At 47.1% G+C, this 17592-nt stretch carries 21 protein-coding genes and 1 pseudogene; 16 read left to right on the plus strand and 6 right to left on the minus strand.

The genetic code is table 11. From position 1 onward, the window contains the following. The first annotated feature begins 1 nt into the window (after position 1). The gene (locus ACYQ3L_RS18375) at positions 2-1741 is read left to right on the plus strand and encodes a DUF262 domain-containing protein (protein ID WP_380000835.1); all 1740 of its coding nucleotides are present in this window, start codon (positions 2-4) and stop codon (positions 1739-1741) included. 4 nt (positions 1742-1745) lie between these two features. After that, on the plus strand, positions 1746-2303 hold the full coding sequence (locus ACYQ3L_RS18380) for a hypothetical protein (protein ID WP_380000833.1): 558 nt from the start codon (positions 1746-1748) through the stop codon (positions 2301-2303). Positions 2304-2321: 18 nt separating this feature from the next. On the opposite strand, the gene mobB is transcribed toward ACYQ3L_RS18380, so the two are convergent. From mobB to ACYQ3L_RS18410, 6 genes and pseudogenes are all read right to left on the minus strand, one after another. Further along, a complete protein-coding gene (mobB, locus tag ACYQ3L_RS18385; protein WP_380000831.1) occupies positions 2322-3611 on the minus strand; it encodes a conjugal transfer protein MobB in 1290 nt (429 codons plus the stop codon). Positions 3612-3621: 10 nt separating this feature from the next. Further along, a pseudogene (locus tag ACYQ3L_RS18390) lies at positions 3622-3729 on the minus strand (plasmid mobilization protein); the annotation flags it as partial. A gap of 73 nt (positions 3730-3802) precedes the next feature. Further along, positions 3803-5353 (minus strand): IS66 family transposase, encoded by a 1551-nt coding sequence (gene tnpC, locus ACYQ3L_RS18395; RefSeq protein ID WP_380002139.1) that lies wholly within the window; start codon positions 5351-5353, stop codon positions 3803-3805. A 71-nt stretch (positions 5354-5424) separates the two neighbouring features. Further along, on the minus strand, positions 5425-5787 hold the full coding sequence (gene tnpB / locus ACYQ3L_RS18400; RefSeq protein ID WP_380002141.1) for an IS66 family insertion sequence element accessory protein TnpB: 363 nt from the start codon (positions 5785-5787) through the stop codon (positions 5425-5427). Positions 5788-5793: 6 nt separating this feature from the next. Next, positions 5794-6180: a hypothetical protein gene (locus ACYQ3L_RS18405; RefSeq protein WP_459952242.1), complete on the minus strand. Its 387-nt coding sequence runs from the start codon at positions 6178-6180 to the stop codon at positions 5794-5796. A 26-nt stretch (positions 6181-6206) separates the two neighbouring features. Next, the gene (locus tag ACYQ3L_RS18410) at positions 6207-6572 is read right to left on the minus strand and encodes a plasmid mobilization protein (RefSeq protein ID WP_379994335.1); all 366 of its coding nucleotides are present in this window, start codon (positions 6570-6572) and stop codon (positions 6207-6209) included. 761 nt (positions 6573-7333) lie between these two features. On the opposite strand from ACYQ3L_RS18410, the gene ACYQ3L_RS18415 reads away from it, so the two are divergent. The 14 genes from ACYQ3L_RS18415 to traM all read left to right on the plus strand — a co-directional run bounded on the left by ACYQ3L_RS18415 (position 7334) and on the right by traM (position 17550). Beyond that, complete coding sequence (locus ACYQ3L_RS18415; protein ID WP_379994336.1) at positions 7334-8110, plus strand: ParA family protein; 777 nt, start codon at positions 7334-7336, stop codon at positions 8108-8110. After that, complete coding sequence (locus tag ACYQ3L_RS18420) at positions 8103-8558, plus strand: DUF3408 domain-containing protein (RefSeq protein WP_379994337.1); 456 nt, start codon at positions 8103-8105, stop codon at positions 8556-8558. Before ACYQ3L_RS18415 ends, ACYQ3L_RS18420 begins: the two co-directional genes overlap by 8 nt. Positions 8559-8581: 23 nt before the next feature. Next, a complete protein-coding gene (locus tag ACYQ3L_RS18425; RefSeq protein WP_379994338.1) occupies positions 8582-8872 on the plus strand; it encodes a DUF3408 domain-containing protein in 291 nt (96 codons plus the stop codon). A gap of 63 nt (positions 8873-8935) precedes the next feature. Beyond that, on the plus strand, positions 8936-9622 hold the full coding sequence (locus ACYQ3L_RS18430; RefSeq protein ID WP_379994340.1) for a hypothetical protein: 687 nt from the start codon (positions 8936-8938) through the stop codon (positions 9620-9622). Between the two features lie 163 nt (positions 9623-9785). Beyond that, positions 9786-10085, plus strand: coding sequence for a DUF4134 domain-containing protein (locus tag ACYQ3L_RS18435; protein WP_379994341.1), 300 nt, complete (start codon positions 9786-9788; stop codon positions 10083-10085). A gap of 21 nt (positions 10086-10106) precedes the next feature. Next, on the plus strand, positions 10107-10442 hold the full coding sequence (locus ACYQ3L_RS18440; RefSeq protein WP_379994342.1) for a DUF4133 domain-containing protein: 336 nt from the start codon (positions 10107-10109) through the stop codon (positions 10440-10442). Continuing rightward, positions 10435-12939, plus strand: a complete 2505-nt coding sequence (locus ACYQ3L_RS18445) for a TraG family conjugative transposon ATPase (RefSeq protein ID WP_379994343.1) — start codon at positions 10435-10437, stop codon at positions 12937-12939. The genes ACYQ3L_RS18440 and ACYQ3L_RS18445 overlap by 8 nt, the downstream gene beginning before the upstream one ends. A 42-nt stretch (positions 12940-12981) precedes the next feature. Further along, the gene (locus ACYQ3L_RS18450) at positions 12982-13170 is read left to right on the plus strand and encodes a hypothetical protein (RefSeq protein WP_379994344.1); all 189 of its coding nucleotides are present in this window, start codon (positions 12982-12984) and stop codon (positions 13168-13170) included. A 12-nt stretch (positions 13171-13182) separates the two neighbouring features. After that, entirely contained in the window at positions 13183-13488 is a 306-nt protein-coding gene (locus ACYQ3L_RS18455; protein ID WP_379994345.1) for a DUF3876 domain-containing protein, read from the plus strand. Positions 13489-13550: 62 nt separating this feature from the next. Further along, the gene (locus ACYQ3L_RS18460; RefSeq protein WP_379994346.1) at positions 13551-14171 is read left to right on the plus strand and encodes a DUF4141 domain-containing protein; all 621 of its coding nucleotides are present in this window, start codon (positions 13551-13553) and stop codon (positions 14169-14171) included. Positions 14172-14173: 2 nt separating this feature from the next. Continuing rightward, positions 14174-15220, plus strand: coding sequence for a conjugative transposon protein TraJ (traJ, locus tag ACYQ3L_RS18465; RefSeq protein ID WP_379994347.1), 1047 nt, complete (start codon positions 14174-14176; stop codon positions 15218-15220). Positions 15221-15247: 27 nt separating this feature from the next. After that, a complete protein-coding gene (traK, locus tag ACYQ3L_RS18470) occupies positions 15248-15871 on the plus strand; it encodes a conjugative transposon protein TraK (RefSeq protein ID WP_379994348.1) in 624 nt (207 codons plus the stop codon). A 7-nt stretch (positions 15872-15878) separates the two neighbouring features. Then, positions 15879-16169, plus strand: coding sequence for a TraL conjugative transposon family protein (locus ACYQ3L_RS18475; RefSeq protein WP_379994350.1), 291 nt, complete (start codon positions 15879-15881; stop codon positions 16167-16169). Beyond that, positions 16147-17550 carry a conjugative transposon protein TraM gene (gene traM, locus ACYQ3L_RS18480; RefSeq protein WP_379994351.1) on the plus strand — a complete coding sequence of 468 codons (1404 nt, stop codon included), beginning with the start codon at positions 16147-16149 and terminating at the stop codon, positions 17548-17550. Before ACYQ3L_RS18475 ends, traM begins: the two co-directional genes overlap by 23 nt. The last annotated feature ends 42 nt before the right edge of the window (positions 17551-17592 follow it).

Consider the following 17592-nt stretch of genomic DNA (forward strand, 5'->3'; position numbering starts at 1 on the left):
TATGGCAATAACACCTCGCAACGAAATCAAGACGGATAAAATATACATTAAAGATGTATTTGAACAATGGTATCGTATTCCAGAATATCAACGTCCTTACGTATGGAGTAAAGATGAAGTTATAGAGTTATTGGACGATATTAGTTATGCATCTGTAAATACTCCTTCCAATGATTATTTTCTTGGCTCTTTTGTGTATCAGCACAGGAAGGCTGGCGGAGAACAAGAATTCATTGAAAATGATCTGCTTGATGGGCAACAACGTATTACTACTATATTTTTACTTTTTGCTGTCGTTCGCGATATTGAAACAAACAAGATAAGAAAAGAAAATTGCCAAAAGTATATTTTCCAAGAAGAAGATAAAGATACTAATACGCCTGAACGAATTCGATTGTTGTACAAGATTCGCTCTGAAGTAGAAAAATTTATTGATGAGTATGTGAAGCCTGAAAACAGCATCATTGATAAATGGGAAGATATTAAACGTATTGCGATTGAAGACAAAGATGTATCCATCAAGAATATGGCAAATGCTATCGTGAGCATTCGTACCTATTTTGAAGATAATAAAAACATTGATACTTTTTTCCCTTATTTACTACAGTATGTATTGATGATTTATGTGTATTCAGAGCAATTAGAAGACGCATTCCGCTTATTTACCATTTTAAATGATAGAGGCGTAAAACTACGTAATTCTGATATTTTGAAAGCACAAAACCTACAGTATGTTCCCGATTCCGAGCGCACTAAGTATGGACTCCAATGGGAAGAATTGGAAAGTGAATTAGGAGAGGAATTTGATCGTTTTCTGTCTTTCATTCGAACAATTGTAGTTAAGGAGAAAGCTCGTTTGAATTTGCTTCAAGAATTTGAAGATAAAATATACAATCCAAAGGAGAAAGATAAAACTACAGGTAAGTTAAAACCTGCTTTACTAAAAAGAGGAAAAGAAACTTTTGATTTGTTGAATAAATACTATGACCATTACGACCAATTGTTTGAAAACGACAACTATAATTTTACTAATGGGTTTGAATTCAACAATATGGTGGTAGTTATGAAAACTACGTTGCCATCTACCGATTGGATTCCTCCATTGCTTTCTTATTATAATAAATTCAATTCAAATCGTATATATGATTTCCTATTATTGCTTGATAAAAAATTCACAGGAGATTGGATTGGGCAGTTAACACCAACAGAACGAATTGAAAATATGAATGCTATTCTGAAAGGAATTGAATCTCATAAATCTCCTGACGATTTATTTAAGACGAATTTATTTGATTTTGATAAAGTAAGTTTGTTGAAAAATATTAGTCAAAAAGCATATGGAAGGCAATTTGTTAAAAACATTTTATTAAAACTTGATTTTCTTTATAATGACAATAAAGTAAATAAGTGGAGTTGGTTTGGTCAAATTACCATTGAACATATTCTACCTCAAAACCCCAAAGATGGTAGTCAATGGAAAAAAGACTTCACAGATACAGACCGAGCAGACCTAACCAATAAAATCGGAAATTTGATTTTATTGGGGCGAGGAAAAAATGCATCGCAAGGCCGATTTGATTATTCATTGAAGCATCAAAAATATTTTGCTGAAAACATAAATACATTTCCGAATTCATTAAGAGTGTTTAATAAATATCGAACTCAGTGGACAAAAAATGAATTAAATGAGAATCAAAAATATGTTCTTGACACATTGAAGGCATACTATAATATCGAATAATATTATGACACAGAAAGATGCTTTTTGTAATTTGCTACGAGAAAGATCAAAAGAACATAGATTAGCAATCTCTCTAATGATAGAAAATGGCTTATATGGACAGGCTATTTCGATACTTAGACAAGAATTAGATTCTATGGTAAGAACAATATTCCTTTTGGAGAAATCCGACATCAATGTTAGAAACCATTACATGTCGCAAACACTAAATAATCAGAAATGGACTTTTCCTAATTCAAGAACTTTAGTAACAGACAGACATATGGTAGAGTTTTCCAATAATCTATACGGCTGGTCTTTATCTGTTTATAAATTAGGTTGCGCGTTTATTCATCTTTCACCAATGAGTAACTACACGAATAAGAATCCATTTTTTTATTTACCGGATACTGAGATTCAGGATATAAAGCAACATCTACATCATTACCACAACTTTTCACTGGAAGAAGAATTAAATATGAATACGGTTATTCCATATTTGCAAAGAGTATTTACAAAGGTTGCAGATAACTTAGAATACAACATTACATTATTAGAAGAAGAAAAGATTAGTGAGTTTTAAGTAAGCTATTACTTAATTCTACACCTGCCTCCCATACCTCCGTTTTTTCTTTTTCTTTCGTGTCGGCGCTGGCTGGTTATCATCATGCTGATCCGGCTCCGGCGTCAGAACCGAAAGCAAACTGCCGACGGGCGAATCGTCCCCGCCGTGGCCTTTGACGGTAGCCGGTTGTTTATCCTCCTGCTCATGCTGCACAGCCGGACGTAAAGCCTCTTTCGCAGGTACATACAGAACGGATTGCAGATTCTCGCGACATTCTTGTGGCTGCGCAAAATCTGCGAACCGCGCGCCGAGGGCATTAGCAGAAAACTCCTTGCCCAGCGCGGAACCGTTCAGGACGGTGCGGCTGTTGTGGTCGATAAACGTTACCCCGAACAAGCGTCCTCCGTTTCCATAACGCAATATCATGTCGATACCTTTCTTCTGCAAGTCCGCCCGAAACTCGCTTCCTGTGCGGGCTTTCGTCATGGACACAGAAACGATAGCGCGGGTATCGGCAACGATTCCTTTTGATTTGATTTCCTCGCCGGATTTCTTCATCATCTGCTCCAATGCCTCGATGCCGTAATCCTTCCCGAACAGGGAAGATTTGAGCGGTTTGCCTACACGGTTGCCGTCGGCATCCAACGCCGAATACACCAGCCCCACATATTTATTCCCCGGATTACTACCTTCGACCTTTTCCACTCCGATATTATAGAGCGACAACAACGCCCTGTACTCGCCGAGCGATTGGAACCGGTACATTGTTGTCAGCGGTTTGATAGCATTGGCGGCTTGCTTTTTCAGGTCGCTGCGCGAAGCGTCCACCGGTGAAAGTTGCCATGCCTCGCCTTGCTTCCTGTCTTTCGGGTGCAAACTGTATTTCTTTTCAAGGTCATCGGTAATCTGGCGGCTTTTCTCATAATTCTTCTTGTCGCTGATTAACGTGCCGTCGTTGCGGACACGGGTGGAAACAATGTGCAAATGCTGGCGGTCGATGTCCTCGTGTTTGAAAATCATCCAGGGTTGGCCACCGAAACCCAATTTCTCCATATACTCCCGTCCGATGTCGGCTAATTGGTCGTCGTTTATCTTATCTTCCGGGTGCGGATTGAGGGAAATATGGATAATTCCGCGCGTGGTAGTTACCTGAGGAGGCATCGCGCGTTCAAAATCCCGCATACAATTCCCTACGGAAAACTGCCCGTCGGCAGGAACAAAGACACGGTTCGTTTCCAGAATCTTACCCAAACCCGCATCAACTTTCTCCTGATTATACGCCAATGCGCCGTACAAATTATTCCCTATGTGTATATCCGCAACCATTTTTTAAGGACTATTCAGGCAAACATTCTTTCTTGAACTGCTCGCACAACTGCAACACTTCCCGCCCGATTTTCGACAATTCTATCGTTTCCTGCTCCAGTTTATAGAGCATGGAAAGGGCTTTTTTCTGTAAGCGTCTCCGCGATGACGTCTATCCTGTAAAAAAAATAAGCAGGGAGTACGCTTGCCTGCTATTTTTTTGTCCACATGTCCGGGAGTAAGTCGCGGTATTTTTCGAGTGATGTATCCGGTGGAAGTGCCGCAGCATTGTTGATCACATCGCTAAGGTATTCGAAGAAGTTGATATTATTGAGCCTGCACGAACAAGCCAGCGAGTAGAAGATAACGCCTCTTTCGGCTCCCCTATGACTACCAAAGAACAGTGAGTTCCTTCTGGAAAGGGATATGTAACGGTTTAGCCTTTCAATAGTATTTGTATCAAGTTTATAAAGTCCGGAGGTAAAGATATTCTCCAGGCCTTTCCATTCACCCAGCATATAGTTTGCTGCTGCATACATCAGACTCTTTGGAGGATATTCCGGAGAAGATACTATTCTTTTGAGTGCGACCTTCAAGGCTTTCATGATATCTTTCGAGTATTTTCTTCTCCATTTCAAGTTATCATCCCGGGTCCACCCATCCACTCCAATACGATGCTGATGCTCTTGTCTGTAAAGCTGGTTGATCAGTTCGATTATGCTGTCCGCATCCGGATTGTCCCGGATATCCAAAAACTTGCGTTTACAATGCTGGAAGCATGACAGCCTGAGGATTCCATCCCCCAGGGATTTGTAAGGAGCATACCCGTCACTCTGGACTGTCCCTTTATACTTTTCCAGTTTCTTGTATATGACTGCACCCTGTCTTGAACCATTCTCGTAGAAGTAGTATGCCAGATTGAGGTTCATTGCGGATATGGCCCAGATATATTCCTTGTTGATGTTTGGCGCATCCGCATTATCAGCCCTGTCCATTACTTTATAGTAGGTCTCATCACAGCTTATGTAATCATCTTCCAATACAGCCCTGCCGAGAGCTGTATAAAGGTTCTCGAACATATCTGCCGTCTTGGACAACAGTCCGTTTGCCGTTGCCTTGTTTACATGAAAGCCGTTGTCATTGAAGTACCTGACTATTCGTTCAACAGGCATTGAGTAGATATACCTGAGCTGTGCCATTCCTGCTATAAAGGAACCGTCAAAACTTGAGTTCTGGAGCGGGGCCTGGCTTGCCTTACAGGAGTAAATCCGTTCATCCTGTCTGTATGTGTGAAGCCTGTAGACTATCTTCTGGAACTTCATCGGAACCATCCGGTACCGGATAGATTCACGGATGCCGATTTGGATAGCCGTTCGTATATCAAACTCCGTATCATCGGGATAGACATCTTTAACCACTTCTTCCAGTTCATAATGCATATCCCGTTTTGCTCCATTATTCTTGCGGGCTTTCAGGTCGGCTTTCGGCTTTACTTTTCCGGAAGCTGTTTCTTGTTCCTGCCTGGGTTGTGACTGCTTTTCTGATTTATTGGATATGAGTTTGGATATGCCTCTTATTTTATTTGCTGATTTAGTGAGGGATTCGTCTTTCTGAAGCAAGGCTTCCTGTAAGGAAGCGATGGTTCCCTCCATGGATTTAACCGTTGCGGATAGCGTTTCTATCTGGGCCAACAACTGCTTGTTGAACGCATTGACTGCTTCCAATTGCGCCGCCAATATTTCTTCCATTCTGCTTCCTGCCATGCTTTAAAGGTACAAAGAAATATGGAGATAAGCAAGAGTTTGCGTAGCTTATTTAATTGATTATCAAATTATTAAATGGACAAAAAGCGCGTTCTGTAGCGTTTGCGGAAGCGTACACTTTCAAGTGAGACCCCCGACATGATGAAGCTGAAAGTCTCCCAGGATAGCTCATAATAGCCTGTAGCCGGATCTATTTTAGGCAGTTCAAAACTGCCCCGTTCAAGGCGCTTGTGATATAACAGAAAACCGTCGGTATCCCACTTTAAGATCTTTACGTTTTGTCTGTTCTGGCCAAAGAAGATATAGATATCACCGTTCATTGGAGAAAGCGGGGATTCGGACTTGATCAGATTGAACAATGCGTCAATCCCTTTATTCATACGAACAGGGTGTTGGCACATAAAGTACCTTACATTATCGTTAAGGCCAAACATAGAATACTACTTTTCAGGATGATACAATGACAATAACGAAATCAGGCTTTCCGCCGTACATTCCTGCAAGGTCAGACTGATATTGTGTGGAAAGGTAATGCTGACTCCTTTGAGAACACTGCCTGTCCCGACAGGATGGCTCTGTGGCCTGAACTGGATAAAGGTTTGTTGATCTTCATTGGTGATACCTTCGCCTCTTGCCTCTGCTTGAAGCCGTCTCATAAAGATTCCGCGACGTTGCGCCCAATCTAAGATTTTTTCATATTTAATGTTATTATCCCGGCAATAAGATTTGAATGATAAATATGAATCTTTCTTCAAATATTCTTTATAACATTCAATAGCTCTCATCTGTACTGATGATTTATTCATTTCTACGAAATTATTTTCCATGCTCTTTTATTTGCAAATGTACAGGGTTACAAAAAGCGAATCAAGACGTCATCGCGGAGACGCTTACCTTTTTTCTCACCGAAAGTGGTGTGAAGCTGCTTCACCACCTGATTGTAATTCACGCCGACGGAACGGATTTGCCCGTACAGAGCGGACAGTTTCATCACAAAATCGACCGCTGAACTGTCGGTTTTTATCACGCGCAACGCTTCGCCGAAGATACGGGCAAGGATAAAACGCGCCTTCGAGCGGATGCCCGACTGCTCGTACATGGTGAGGAACCCGGCGTACTCGGCATCGGAAAAACGCACCATCAGGCAGTTTTCCGCCGGGTCGCTCTTGGGCGGTCGTCCGCCTTTTCCCCTTTTACGGGGTTCTTTACTTTCATTCATAACACGGATTTTTAAAGTGGTTCATAAATCCGTCACGACGGGTGCAGCATCGCCCCTAAACTACCGACTTCGGAGGTAGTTTGCCCCCTGCAAGGGTAAGGGTTTTCCGGTTACGGAAAACGTTTCGCGTTACGCGAAACATACCTTGCTATTTGCCCAGACGCAAATGAAAATCTGCCCACAGGGGCAGATTTTGTTCCGGCTTCGCCGAAAGAAAAGTCGGCACGTCAAAGGGCAGTTTGGGAAGGGGTAACTAAACCTTAAAAGCGACCCCGCACCCGACCGTAACATTTCATGCTGCAAAGTTACGGGCATATCCAATCCGCTGTGTGTCACTCATCGACGCCACTCGACGCCACAAGTTGCCACCGACCCGAAACATGGTGATTACCTCAAAAAGAAGGCTTTCCTTTGCCGCTGAAAACAATTTTAAAAGAACATGTAAACGCATAAAATTTCATGTGTTCCAAACTGTAAAATCGGGTAAGAATAAACAAACGGTTATATGAGCAGGCAGGTAAACGAACAAAGTAAATTTTCAAATCGTACGATTTGGAATGTGCAAAAAAATAAAAGCATGTATGCACATTTATTCCGATACGCTTTTATGCTTTTAAAGTTTTGTGCTTTTATGCTTTTACGATTTCATACAAACAGGCAGGCTTGTAAATGACAGAATAAACAAAGGTTTTCAGATGCAAACGAAAATGAAAACAGATAAATAGACAAACAATCAGATGTATAATTAAAAATGTAAAACAATGAAAGAGGAACCGATTTATGTGGCATTCTCGACCCAAAAGGGCGGAGCCGGAAAAACAACCCTTACCGTGTTGGCAGCTTCCTACCTGCATTACGAACTGGGTTACAACGTAGCTATCATTGACTGCGATTTTCCGCAGCACAGTATTCACAGCATGCGAAAACGGGATTTTAAAATGTTGGAAGACGACGAGTTTTACAAAGGAATGGCTTACGAGCAATTTACCCGGCTGGAAGGCAGGAAAGCTTATCCCATTGTAGAGAGCGACACCAGCAGGGCGATAGCCGATGCCGAACGAATAGTCGAAGATTATGATATGGATTTTGACATTATTTTCTTCGACCTGCCCGGCACGATGAATAACAGGGATTTGATTCTAACCCTGGCGCACATGGATTTTCTCATTGCGCCGATTGCTGCCTCGCGCGTGGTGATGGAAAGTACGCTGGATTACATGATTTCGGTAAGGGATAATATCATCGCTACCGGAAAATCCAATATCAAAGCGATGTACCTGCTGTGGAATCTGGTGGATGGGCGTGAAAAGACCGAACTGTACGAGGTGTACGAAGGCGTTATCAAGGAACTGGATTTTCCGCTACTCAAAACATTCCTCCCCAATGCCGTGCGTTTCCGCCGCGAGCAAAACATCGAACACAAGCCGCTGTTCCTCTCGACGCTGTTCCCGCCGGATAAATCTCTGTTGAAAGGCAGTAATGTTGATACGCTGGCTGATGAACTGTTGGAAGTCCTTAACCTTACCGGCCATGAGTAAGCGGGTAGATACATCCGGTATTAATCCCGATTTTGTTATTGCCCAAACTAAGAGCAGTAACAGGGAACTAAAAACCGACCCGGTACCGCTACCGGAACCGCAGGCTGCGCCGGAAGAAACGGTACTGCCATTACCGGAAGCGGTGGTTGCAGCGGCGGAACCTGTCAAAGAGTCGGAACCGCCGAAAGAAGAAAACAAGCGGCGGAAAAACAAGGCGCAGGAATACGAAACCCTGTTTTTCAAAGATGCCGCCATCAAAACGCGCAACGGGAAAGTGGTGTATATCCGCAAGGAATACCACGACCGTATCCTCAAAATCGTTCGGGTAATCGGTGAAAATGAATTTTCCCTGTTTGGCTATTTGGATAACATACTGGAACACCATTTTTCCACCTATCAGGACGAAATTACTGAATTGTACCGTAAGAAAAATACGGACGTATTTTAAACAACCCATTAAAAACAAAGAAAATGAAAAGGATAGTAGTATTCGGACGCGGCAAAGTCGCTCCGACAAAAGAGAGTAAGCCGCAGGATTACAAATCGCTGTTCATGCACGAAGCCGAAACAACAGCCCGGAGCGGTAAGACGGCTTATATCAGCAAGGAACATCACGAACGGATTATTAAAATCGTGCAGGTGATAGGCAAAAACGAAGTGTCCCTGTTCAGCTACATCCACAATGTGCTGGAGCATCATTTTGCCACGTACAAAGGTGATATTACCGACCTGTACGAAAAAAATATCGGGCAAATATTTTAGGCCATGATACGGATATTCATTACAGCCATCGTGCTGTACCTGATTTTCCTCGCCTGCTACCTCGTGTGGGAACGGTCGGTAAAACGGAAAAGGAATGCGGCGAAACGCCCGGCGTTCAACCCATTCAAGGCATCCCCGAAAGAGGACATTATCGGGAAAAGCGGCTTCGACCTGCGCCACTCGCTGCCACAAGCTACCACGCTGATTAAAAGCGATAAACGTGAAGAAAATACGCCTACATTTGCTCCCGGAAACGCAGGCAGGGAAAACCCGGAAACTCCGGCAACGATCCCTCCCTCCGAGTTGGACAAGGTTTTTTCTTCGGGCGGGACGGATGATTCCGGCGAAATAGATTTAAGTTTCAACGACGAGCCGGAGGGGTCAGCATCCGACGGTTACGAAGACAACGTAGATTCCGAAGAAAGCGGGGAAGCGGGGGAACCTGCCGGGGCAGGTATGGCGACCGGGGTAAACTTCGACGATTTGTCGGGCATGGTGAAAACGGTGGAAAATCCAGAAGCCGCCAGTTCCGAACAGCGGGAAGAAGCCGGGCGGGTTCTGGCAGAGGTCAGACAGACCGATATGTTTGAACAGGCCGTATCCGGCGAGCCGAAAAAGAAAGCCACCGCCGGTAAGCTGATGGATGACTATTTCGCCGCCTACCACCGCCGCAAGCGGGAAGCGGGCGAAACGAATGATGAACCAGGCGTGAAAGCGCCCAAAGACTTTGATCCGCGGGCATTCGCATAGTGATTAACAATTAAAAAAAAGAGGTATGAAGCAAAGAGATTACGGTTAGCTCACGGACGCCAACCACTGAAAAAATTCGAGAAAGTAAAAAAAGCAATTATCCACCGGCGGTGCGTGGGGACTAATCCCGCCCCATGCCCGCCACTTTAAAAAAAAATTAGCAATGACAAGGAAAAAGATTCTTATGTCGGCGGTGGCTATCCTTGCCGCTGCCAACGCCTTCGCACAAGGCAACGGTATCGGCGGTATCACCGAAGCGACCAACATGGTCACCAGTTATTTCGATCCAGGAACAAAATTGATATACGCCATCGGCGCGGTTGTGGGGCTGATCGGAGGCATCAAAGTGTATAACAAGTTCAGTTCAGGCGACCCCGACACATCGAAAACCGCGGCCTCGTGGTTTGGCGCATGTATCTTCCTGATTGTCGCCGCCACCATCCTGCGCTCTTTCTTTTTATAATCACTCCAAACAACTAACAGAATGGAGTATAATATAAATAAAGGAATCGGAAAGAGCGTCGAGTTCAAGGGCTTAAAGGCACAGTACCTTTTTATTTTTGCGGGCGGCCTGCTCTCCGTGTTCGTCGTCTTCGTCATCCTCTACATGGCGGGCGTCGATCAATGGTTTTGCATCGGCTTCGGTGTAATTGCCGCCTCTTGTCTGGTATGGCTGACCTTCAACCTGAACGCGAAATATGGGGAACACGGGCTGATGAAACTGCTGGCCAAACGCCAACACCCGCGTTTCCTTATCAATCGCAAAAACTCGTGCCGCTTCTTCCTGCACTGTAAGAGAAAGGAGGCCGCGTATGCGTAACACACTAAAAGCAGCCACCATCGAAAGCAAGTTCCCCTTGCTTTCGGTGGAGCACGGCTGCATCATCAGCAAGGACGCGGATATTACGGTCGCCTTTCGGGTGGACTTGCCCGAACTGTTCACCGTAACCTCCGCCGAATATGAAGCGATACACTCGGCATGGGCGAAAGCGGTGAAGGTGTTGCCGGATTACTCGGTAATCCAAAAGCAGGACTGGTTCACAAAAGAGAACTACAAGCCGGAAACGGACAGGGAAGACATGAGTTTCCTGTCCCGCTCGTTTGAACGCCACTTTAACGAACGCCCGTACCTCAATCACACCTGTTTCTTATTCCTGACAAAAACGACGAAGGAAAGGATGCGTATGCAGTCCAACTTCTCGTCGCTCTGTCGCGGGTTTATCCTGCCGAAAGAAGTAAATAAGGAAACGGCGGTGAAATTCATCGAAGCCGTCGGGCAGTTTGAGCGTATAGTAAACGATTCGGGGTTTATTACCCTGACGCGCCTGACCTCCGATGAAATCACGGGAACGCCGGAAAGCGCGGGGCTGGTGGAGAAGTACTTTGCCCTGTCGCTGGAAGACACCACCTGCTTGCAGGATATGGAACTCGGAGCCGACGGTTTGCGGATAGGCAGTAACACGGTCTGTTTGCACACGCTGTCGGACGTGGAAGACCTGCCGGGCAAAGTCGGGACGGACATGCGCTATGAAAAGCTATCTACGGATAGAAGCGACTGCCTGCTCTCGTTTGCCGCGCCTGTCGGCCTGCTGCTTTCCTGTGACCATGTGTACAATCAATACATTTTTTTGGATGACAGTGCCGAAAACCTGCGGAAGTTTGAAAAATCCGCAAGGAACATGCAGTCGCTTTCCCGTTATTCTCGTGGGAACCAGATAAATAAGGAGTGGATAGACAAGTACCTGAACGAAGCGCACAGCTTCGGCTTGACTTCGGTCAGGGCGCACTTCAACGTCATGGCGTGGAGCGACGACGCGGATGAACTCAAGCATATCCGCAACGACGTAGGCAGCCAGTTGGCGCTCATGGAGTGCAAGCCGCGCCACAACACGACGGACGCGGCAACGCTCTACTGGGCGGCCATGCCCGGCAATGCTGGGGACTTTCCGGCGGAGGAATCGTTTTACACGTTTATCGAACCCGCCCTGTGCTTCTTTACCGGGGAAACCAACTACAAAAGCTCCCCCTCGCCCTTCGGCATCAGGATGTGCGACCGCGTGTCGGGAAAGCCCCTCCATGTGGATATTTCCGACCTTCCGATGAAAAAGGGAATTACCACGAACCGCAACAAGTTTGTCTTGGGGCCTTCGGGTTCGGGAAAATCCTTCTTTATGAACCACCTCGTGAGGCAATACTGGGAACAGGGGACGCACGTCGTCCTCGTGGACACGGGAAATTCCTACCAGGGACTGTGTGAAATGATACGCCGGAAAACCAAAGGGGAAGACGGCATCTATTTCACCTACACCGAGGAAAGCCCGATTTCGTTCAATCCGTTCTACACGGACGACTATGTGTTCGACGTCGAGAAGAAGGACAGCATCAAGACGCTGCTGCTCACGCTCTGGAAATCCGAGGACGACAGGGTCAGCAAGACCGAAAGCGGGGAACTCGGCAGCGCGGTATCGGCCTATATCGAGCGGATAAGGGCAGACCGTTCTATCGTCCCCTCGTTCAACACCTTCTACGAGTTTATGCGGGACGATTACCGCAGGGAACTGGAAGAAAGGGAAATCAAGGTCAGCCGCGAAGATTTTAATATCGACAACATGCTGACCACGCTTCGCCAGTATTACCGGGGCGGCCGCTTCGACTTCCTGCTCAACTCGGACAAAAACATCGACCTGCTTTCCAAACGCTTTATTGTCTTCGAGATAGATTCCATAAAAGAGAACAAGGAATTGTTTCCCGTGGTTACGATTATCATCATGGAGGCGTTTATAAACAAAATGCGCCGCCTGAAAGGTGTCCGCAAGCAACTGATTGTAGAGGAGGCATGGAAAGCCCTTTCGTCCGCGAATATGGCTGAGTATCTGAAATATATGTACAAAACGGTAAGGAAATATTTCGGGGAAGCCGTCGTCGTAACCCAGGAAATAGACGACATCATCGCCTCGCCCGTCGTCAAGGAAAGTATCATCAACAACTCCGACTGCAAGATACTGTTAGACCAGCGCAAATACATGAACAAGTTCGACAGTATCCAAGCCCTTTTGGGACTTACCGAAAAGGAAAAGGGGCAAATCCTCTCCATCAACATGGCCAACAACCCTTCAAGAAAATACAAGGAGGTGTGGTTTGGTCTGGGCGGCGTTCAGTCGGCGGTGTATGCTACCGAGGTCAGCGCCGAGGAATACATGACCTACACGACCGAGGAAACGGAGAAGCTGGAAGTGATGCAAAAAACCGAAGAACTGGGTGGGAATATCGAACTGGCTATTAAACAGATAGCCGAAAGCAAGCGAAATAAAAATTAAGTATTAACCAGGGCTTTACGCCCCATAACCACTAAAAAAATCATGTTTGGCAAATTAAGTAAAGAACAATTGGAAAAGCTGGCGCTCTACACCGCGGGAATCAACAGTATCCTCGTGGAAGCGTTGCTGGCTTCGCCGTCGCCGGAATCGGAAGACGGGGAAGGAGAACGGGATGTTGAGGTAGAAATCTTCATTGTCGAAAAGGACAAAGAGCCGAAATCCCAAAAGTAAGGAGGATGCGCCATGTTCAGGAAAAATAGCAATGTATCAGACCCATGTACCGCGCGGACGCATTTCCCCCTGCGGGAAATTGCCGGACGGTGGGTAAGCCCCGGCGGGTCGCCGGAAGTGCGTATAGTTTTCACGGGGACGCGCTACCGGCTGGAGTTTTCCTATGACGCCGCCACGGTCTTTACCTGCCCAATCCGCCACCAGTGGGGAGTTACGTTCTTCTACCTGTACGGGCGCATCAGGATAAGTTATGACGCCGAAAGTGACGTACTCATACTTTCCGACTACGGCGAATATATCCGGGCGGATGAGGAATAGCCCATACGGGGCTGTTCCCGCGCCGGATAAAAAAATCAGTATTAACAATCAAAAAAATCAAAATGAAAAAGATGTTTGTATGCCTTATGGCAATCACGCTTTTCTTCGGTTATGAAGCAAAAGCACAATGGGCGGTCATTGACCCGTCGAACCTCGCGCAGAATATCCTGACGGTTTCCAAAACCGCCACCACTGCGACCAATGTAATTAACTCCTTCAAGGAAATGCAGAAGATTTACAGCCAGGGCAAGGAATACTACGACGCCCTCAAATCGGTGCATAACCTGATAAAAGACGCCCGCAAGGTCAGGGAAACGGTGGAACTGGTCAGCGAAATATCGCAGATATATTCCACCAGTTTCAACAGGATGCTGACGGATAAGAACTTCACGCCGGCGGAACTGGAAGCCATCGGGGAAGGGTACGCCAAACTGCTGAAAGAGAGCGGCAACCTGCTTTCGGATATAAAGGATATCGTTTCGGCCTCCAACGGGCTTTCCATGACCGACGCCGAGCGTATGAACGTGATAGGCGGGATACATGCCAAAATGGTAGAGTACCGCAACCTTGTCCGGTACTATTCCCAAAAGAGTATCTCTGTTTCCTTTATCCGCAGCCAGCAGTCGGGCGACATGGAGCGGGTACGCGCCCTGTATGGTAATCCATCCGAAAGATACTGGTAATTATGGTACTGCTTGCAATAGATTTTGAGAACCTGCACCAGCTTCTTCGGAACCTGTATCAGGAAATGATGCCCCTGTGCGCTGACATGGTGGGTGTGGCCAAGGGCTTGGCAGGCTTCGGCGCACTGTTCTACGTGGCCTACCGCGTATGGCAGGCTTTAGCCAGGGCGGAGCCGATAGACGTGTTTCCCCTGTTAAGGCCGTTCGCCATTGGGCTTTGCATCATGTTCTTCCCTACCATTGTTCTGGGAACTATCAACGCCGTTATGTCGCCCGTCGTCAAAGGGACGCATACCATACTGGAATCGCAGATAACGGACGTACACGACCTGCAGAAGCAAAAAGAACAGTTGGAATACGATGCGCGGGTGCGAGAGGGCAAGGCGTGGCTGGTCAATGACGAAGTGTACGACCAGAAGATGAAAGATTTGGGAATACTGGATGCGACAGAGAAACTCGGCATGTGGGTGGAACGCGGCTTTTACGACATGAAGATGTGGTTCCGGCAGTTGATCCGGGATTTCTTCGAGCTGCTGTTCAATGCCGCTTCCCTGACGGTCGATACCCTGCGTACCTTCTTCCTGGTCGTGCTGTCCGTATTGGGGCCGGTAGCCTTTGCCTTCTCCGTCTATGACGGCTTCCAGTCCACGCTGACCGGGTGGCTCTCCCGCTATATCTCGGTGTACCTGTGGCTGCCAGTAGCCGACCTGTTTTCGGCGGTGCTGTCCAAGATACAGGCGCTCATGCTGAAAACGGACATCGCCCTACTGCAAGACCCGTCTTACGTGCCGGACGGCTCGGACGGGGTACACATCATTTTCCTGATTATAGGGATTATCGGGTATTTCAGCATCCCGACGGTGGCTAACTGGATTATCCAGTCGGGCGGCATGGGAAGTTCGATGAAGGGGGTCAATTCGATGGGAAACAAAGGGGCTGCAATGGTTGGAGGCGCAGCCGGAGCCGCTGCCGGGAATATGGCCGGACGCGCCGGGGGCGCTGTTAAAAATGTCGCGGGACGCCTGCTGAACAGGTCGAAAAGTGAATAAATAAGCAATTAATTAATAAGTAAAACAATGGAGTTTAAATCATTAAAAAATATTGAAACATCATTCAGGCAGATACGCCTTTTCGGTATCGTGTTCCTGGTTGCCTGTACCGCCGTCACCGGTTATTCGGTCTGGTCGTCGTACAGTTTCGCCGAAGCGCAACGGCAAAAGATATATGTCCTCGACGGGGGCAAGTCCTTAATGCTTGCCCTCTCGCAAGACCTTTCGCAGAACCGTCCGGTGGAAGCCCGCGAGCATGTGCGCCGGTTTCACGAACTGTTCTTTACCCTTTCCCCGGATAAGTCAGCCATCGAAAGCAACATCACAAGGGCTTTGTTCCTGGTGGACAAGAGCGCTTTCAAGTATTACCAGGATATGGCGGAAAAGGGGTACTATAACCGGATTATTTCGGGCAATATCAACCAGACTGTTGCGGTCGATAGCGTGGCGCTTGACCTTGATGTTTATCCGTACATGGCTGTAACCTACGCCCGGCAAATGATTATCCGGGCGTCCAACATCACCCAGCGGAGTTTGGTTACGCGCTGCAATCTTATCAATTCGGTCAGGAGCGACAACAACCCGCAGGGTTTCACTATGGAGAAGTTTGAAATCATTGAAAACCGCGATGTGCGGGTAATGGAAAGGTAGGCAGGCTATGGTAAAGAAATTATTCAGCAAAATCAATGAGTGGCTGGAAGACATCCTGCGGGGCTTGCTCGGCAGAATGACCCCAGACCGCCGGGTAATCCTTATCGTTACCATGCTTATCGTATTCAGCGGCCTGTCCGTCTATATGACCGTAAGCAGTATCTACAATTTCGGCAGGGACAGGGGCGAAAAGATGCGGATAGAGCAGATAGAAACCCTTAAACTCCGGATGGAGCAGCAAAGGGACAGTATTAACCGATTAAACAATAATTACAATGGAACAGGAAAATTTGAATAAGGGGACGCCACCGCCGGAAACGGCGGCAGCGCCCGAAGTTAAACATGAAGGTAAGCAAGAATCCGGGAAGCTGGCTCAAAAACCGGTAAAGCCGAAAAAGGAACTTACTCCGGCTGAAATGCAAAAGCGCAGGAAAATGCTCGTCATGCCACTGTTCTTTCTGATTTTCGGCGCGGCCTTATGGCTGATTTTCGCCCCGTCCGGCAAGGACAGGGAGAAAGAAGCGCAGCAAGCCGGGCTGAACGTCGAACTGCCGATGCCGACCGATGGCGGGCTGGTATCCGACAAGCGCGACGCTTACGAGCGGGAAGCCATGAGGCAAAAGGAACAGGAACGGATGCGCTCTTTGCAGGATTTTTCAACCATGTTCGACCAAGCGGAAGAACCAAAGCAGACAGAATCCAGTCAGCCGGAGTATTACGAAAATCCGTCTGCACGGCAAACGAAACCTGCAAATAATTTACAAGCCTCCGCAAATGCCTATCAGGATATAAATAAGCAGTTGGGGTCGTGGTACGAAGAACCTGCCGGGAAGAGCGCACAGGAACTCGCTGTCGAAGAGCGAATGAATGAACTCGAACGCAAGCTGGAGGAAGCCGAACAGCGTAAGGCCACCGAAGATGAACAGGCGGCAATGCTGGAAAAATCTTACCAAATGGCAGCGAGATATATGCCGCAAACCGCACGGGAAGCAAGCGGAGCGGCAACGGGCGAAGCTGTCTCCGGATCTTCCTCGATGCAGGCGGGACAATCCGGCAAAACGGCAGCACAGCCAGTGAAGCAGGTGCGGCAAAACGTCGTGTCGCTGTTGGCGGCTCCCATGAGTAACGGGGAATTTATTTCGGCATACAGTCAGCCGCGTAATACCGGATTTCTGACTGCTGCCGGGAACGAAGGCGTACAGGATAAAAACAGCATTCGCGCCTGCGTCTATCAGACCGTCACGCTTACCAACGGGAAAGAAGTGCAAATACGCCTGCTGGAACCGATGCGTGTTGGGGATATGCTGATTCCTGTCAATACCGTGATAACAGGAAGCTGCCGGATTACGGGCGAACGGCTGGACGTAATAATTAATTCCATCCAGTACGCGGACAATATTATTCCGGTGGAACTGCTGGTGTACGACACGGACGGGCAGCGGGGAATATCCGTACCCGGCTCGGACGAAATCAATGCCGCCAAAGAGGTAGCCGCGACGCTGGCGAACTCTGCCGGAACCAGCATTATGATTTCCGACAACGCAGGGTCGCAACTCGCCGCCGATATGGGAAAGGGGCTGATACAGGGAGCATCGCAGTATGTGAGCAAGAAAATGAGCGTGGTAAAAGTAACGCTGAAAGCGAATTACCGCCTGCTCCTGCTTCCGAAAACACAATAAATAATCGCAAACACCACTAAAAAAATCTTTTTGTCAAACAAT

The organism is Dysgonomonas termitidis (genome assembly GCF_054657735.1).

What these genes read in the sequence shown, in the direction of transcription:
- ACYQ3L_RS18375 (WP_380000835.1), top strand. Translation starts at nt 2, where the DNA reads ATGGCAATAACACCTCGCAACGAAATCAAGACGGATAAAATATACATT.
- ACYQ3L_RS18420 (WP_379994337.1), top strand. Translation starts at nt 8,103, where the DNA reads ATGAGTAAGCGGGTAGATACATCCGGTATTAATCCCGATTTTGTTATT.
- ACYQ3L_RS18425 (WP_379994338.1), top strand. Translation starts at nt 8,582, where the DNA reads ATGAAAAGGATAGTAGTATTCGGACGCGGCAAAGTCGCTCCGACAAAA.
- ACYQ3L_RS18405 (WP_459952242.1), bottom strand. Translation starts at nt 6,180, where the DNA reads ATGGAAAATAATTTCGTAGAAATGAATAAATCATCAGTACAGATGAGA.
- mobB (WP_380000831.1), bottom strand. Translation starts at nt 3,611, where the DNA reads ATGGTTGCGGATATACACATAGGGAATAATTTGTACGGCGCATTGGCG.
- tnpB (WP_380002141.1), bottom strand. Translation starts at nt 5,787, where the DNA reads ATGTTTGGCCTTAACGATAATGTAAGGTACTTTATGTGCCAACACCCT.
- ACYQ3L_RS18455 (WP_379994345.1), top strand. Translation starts at nt 13,183, where the DNA reads ATGTTCAGGAAAAATAGCAATGTATCAGACCCATGTACCGCGCGGACG.
- ACYQ3L_RS18380 (WP_380000833.1), top strand. Translation starts at nt 1,746, where the DNA reads ATGACACAGAAAGATGCTTTTTGTAATTTGCTACGAGAAAGATCAAAA.
- traM (WP_379994351.1), top strand. Translation starts at nt 16,147, where the DNA reads ATGGAACAGGAAAATTTGAATAAGGGGACGCCACCGCCGGAAACGGCG.
- tnpC (WP_380002139.1), bottom strand. Translation starts at nt 5,353, where the DNA reads ATGGCAGGAAGCAGAATGGAAGAAATATTGGCGGCGCAATTGGAAGCA.
- ACYQ3L_RS18435 (WP_379994341.1), top strand. Translation starts at nt 9,786, where the DNA reads ATGACAAGGAAAAAGATTCTTATGTCGGCGGTGGCTATCCTTGCCGCT.
- ACYQ3L_RS18445 (WP_379994343.1), top strand. Translation starts at nt 10,435, where the DNA reads ATGCGTAACACACTAAAAGCAGCCACCATCGAAAGCAAGTTCCCCTTG.
- ACYQ3L_RS18440 (WP_379994342.1), top strand. Translation starts at nt 10,107, where the DNA reads ATGGAGTATAATATAAATAAAGGAATCGGAAAGAGCGTCGAGTTCAAG.
- traK (WP_379994348.1), top strand. Translation starts at nt 15,248, where the DNA reads ATGGAGTTTAAATCATTAAAAAATATTGAAACATCATTCAGGCAGATA.
- ACYQ3L_RS18415 (WP_379994336.1), top strand. Translation starts at nt 7,334, where the DNA reads ATGAAAGAGGAACCGATTTATGTGGCATTCTCGACCCAAAAGGGCGGA.
- ACYQ3L_RS18475 (WP_379994350.1), top strand. Translation starts at nt 15,879, where the DNA reads ATGGTAAAGAAATTATTCAGCAAAATCAATGAGTGGCTGGAAGACATC.
- ACYQ3L_RS18450 (WP_379994344.1), top strand. Translation starts at nt 12,982, where the DNA reads ATGTTTGGCAAATTAAGTAAAGAACAATTGGAAAAGCTGGCGCTCTAC.
- traJ (WP_379994347.1), top strand. Translation starts at nt 14,174, where the DNA reads ATGGTACTGCTTGCAATAGATTTTGAGAACCTGCACCAGCTTCTTCGG.
- ACYQ3L_RS18460 (WP_379994346.1), top strand. Translation starts at nt 13,551, where the DNA reads ATGAAAAAGATGTTTGTATGCCTTATGGCAATCACGCTTTTCTTCGGT.
- ACYQ3L_RS18410 (WP_379994335.1), bottom strand. Translation starts at nt 6,572, where the DNA reads ATGAATGAAAGTAAAGAACCCCGTAAAAGGGGAAAAGGCGGACGACCG.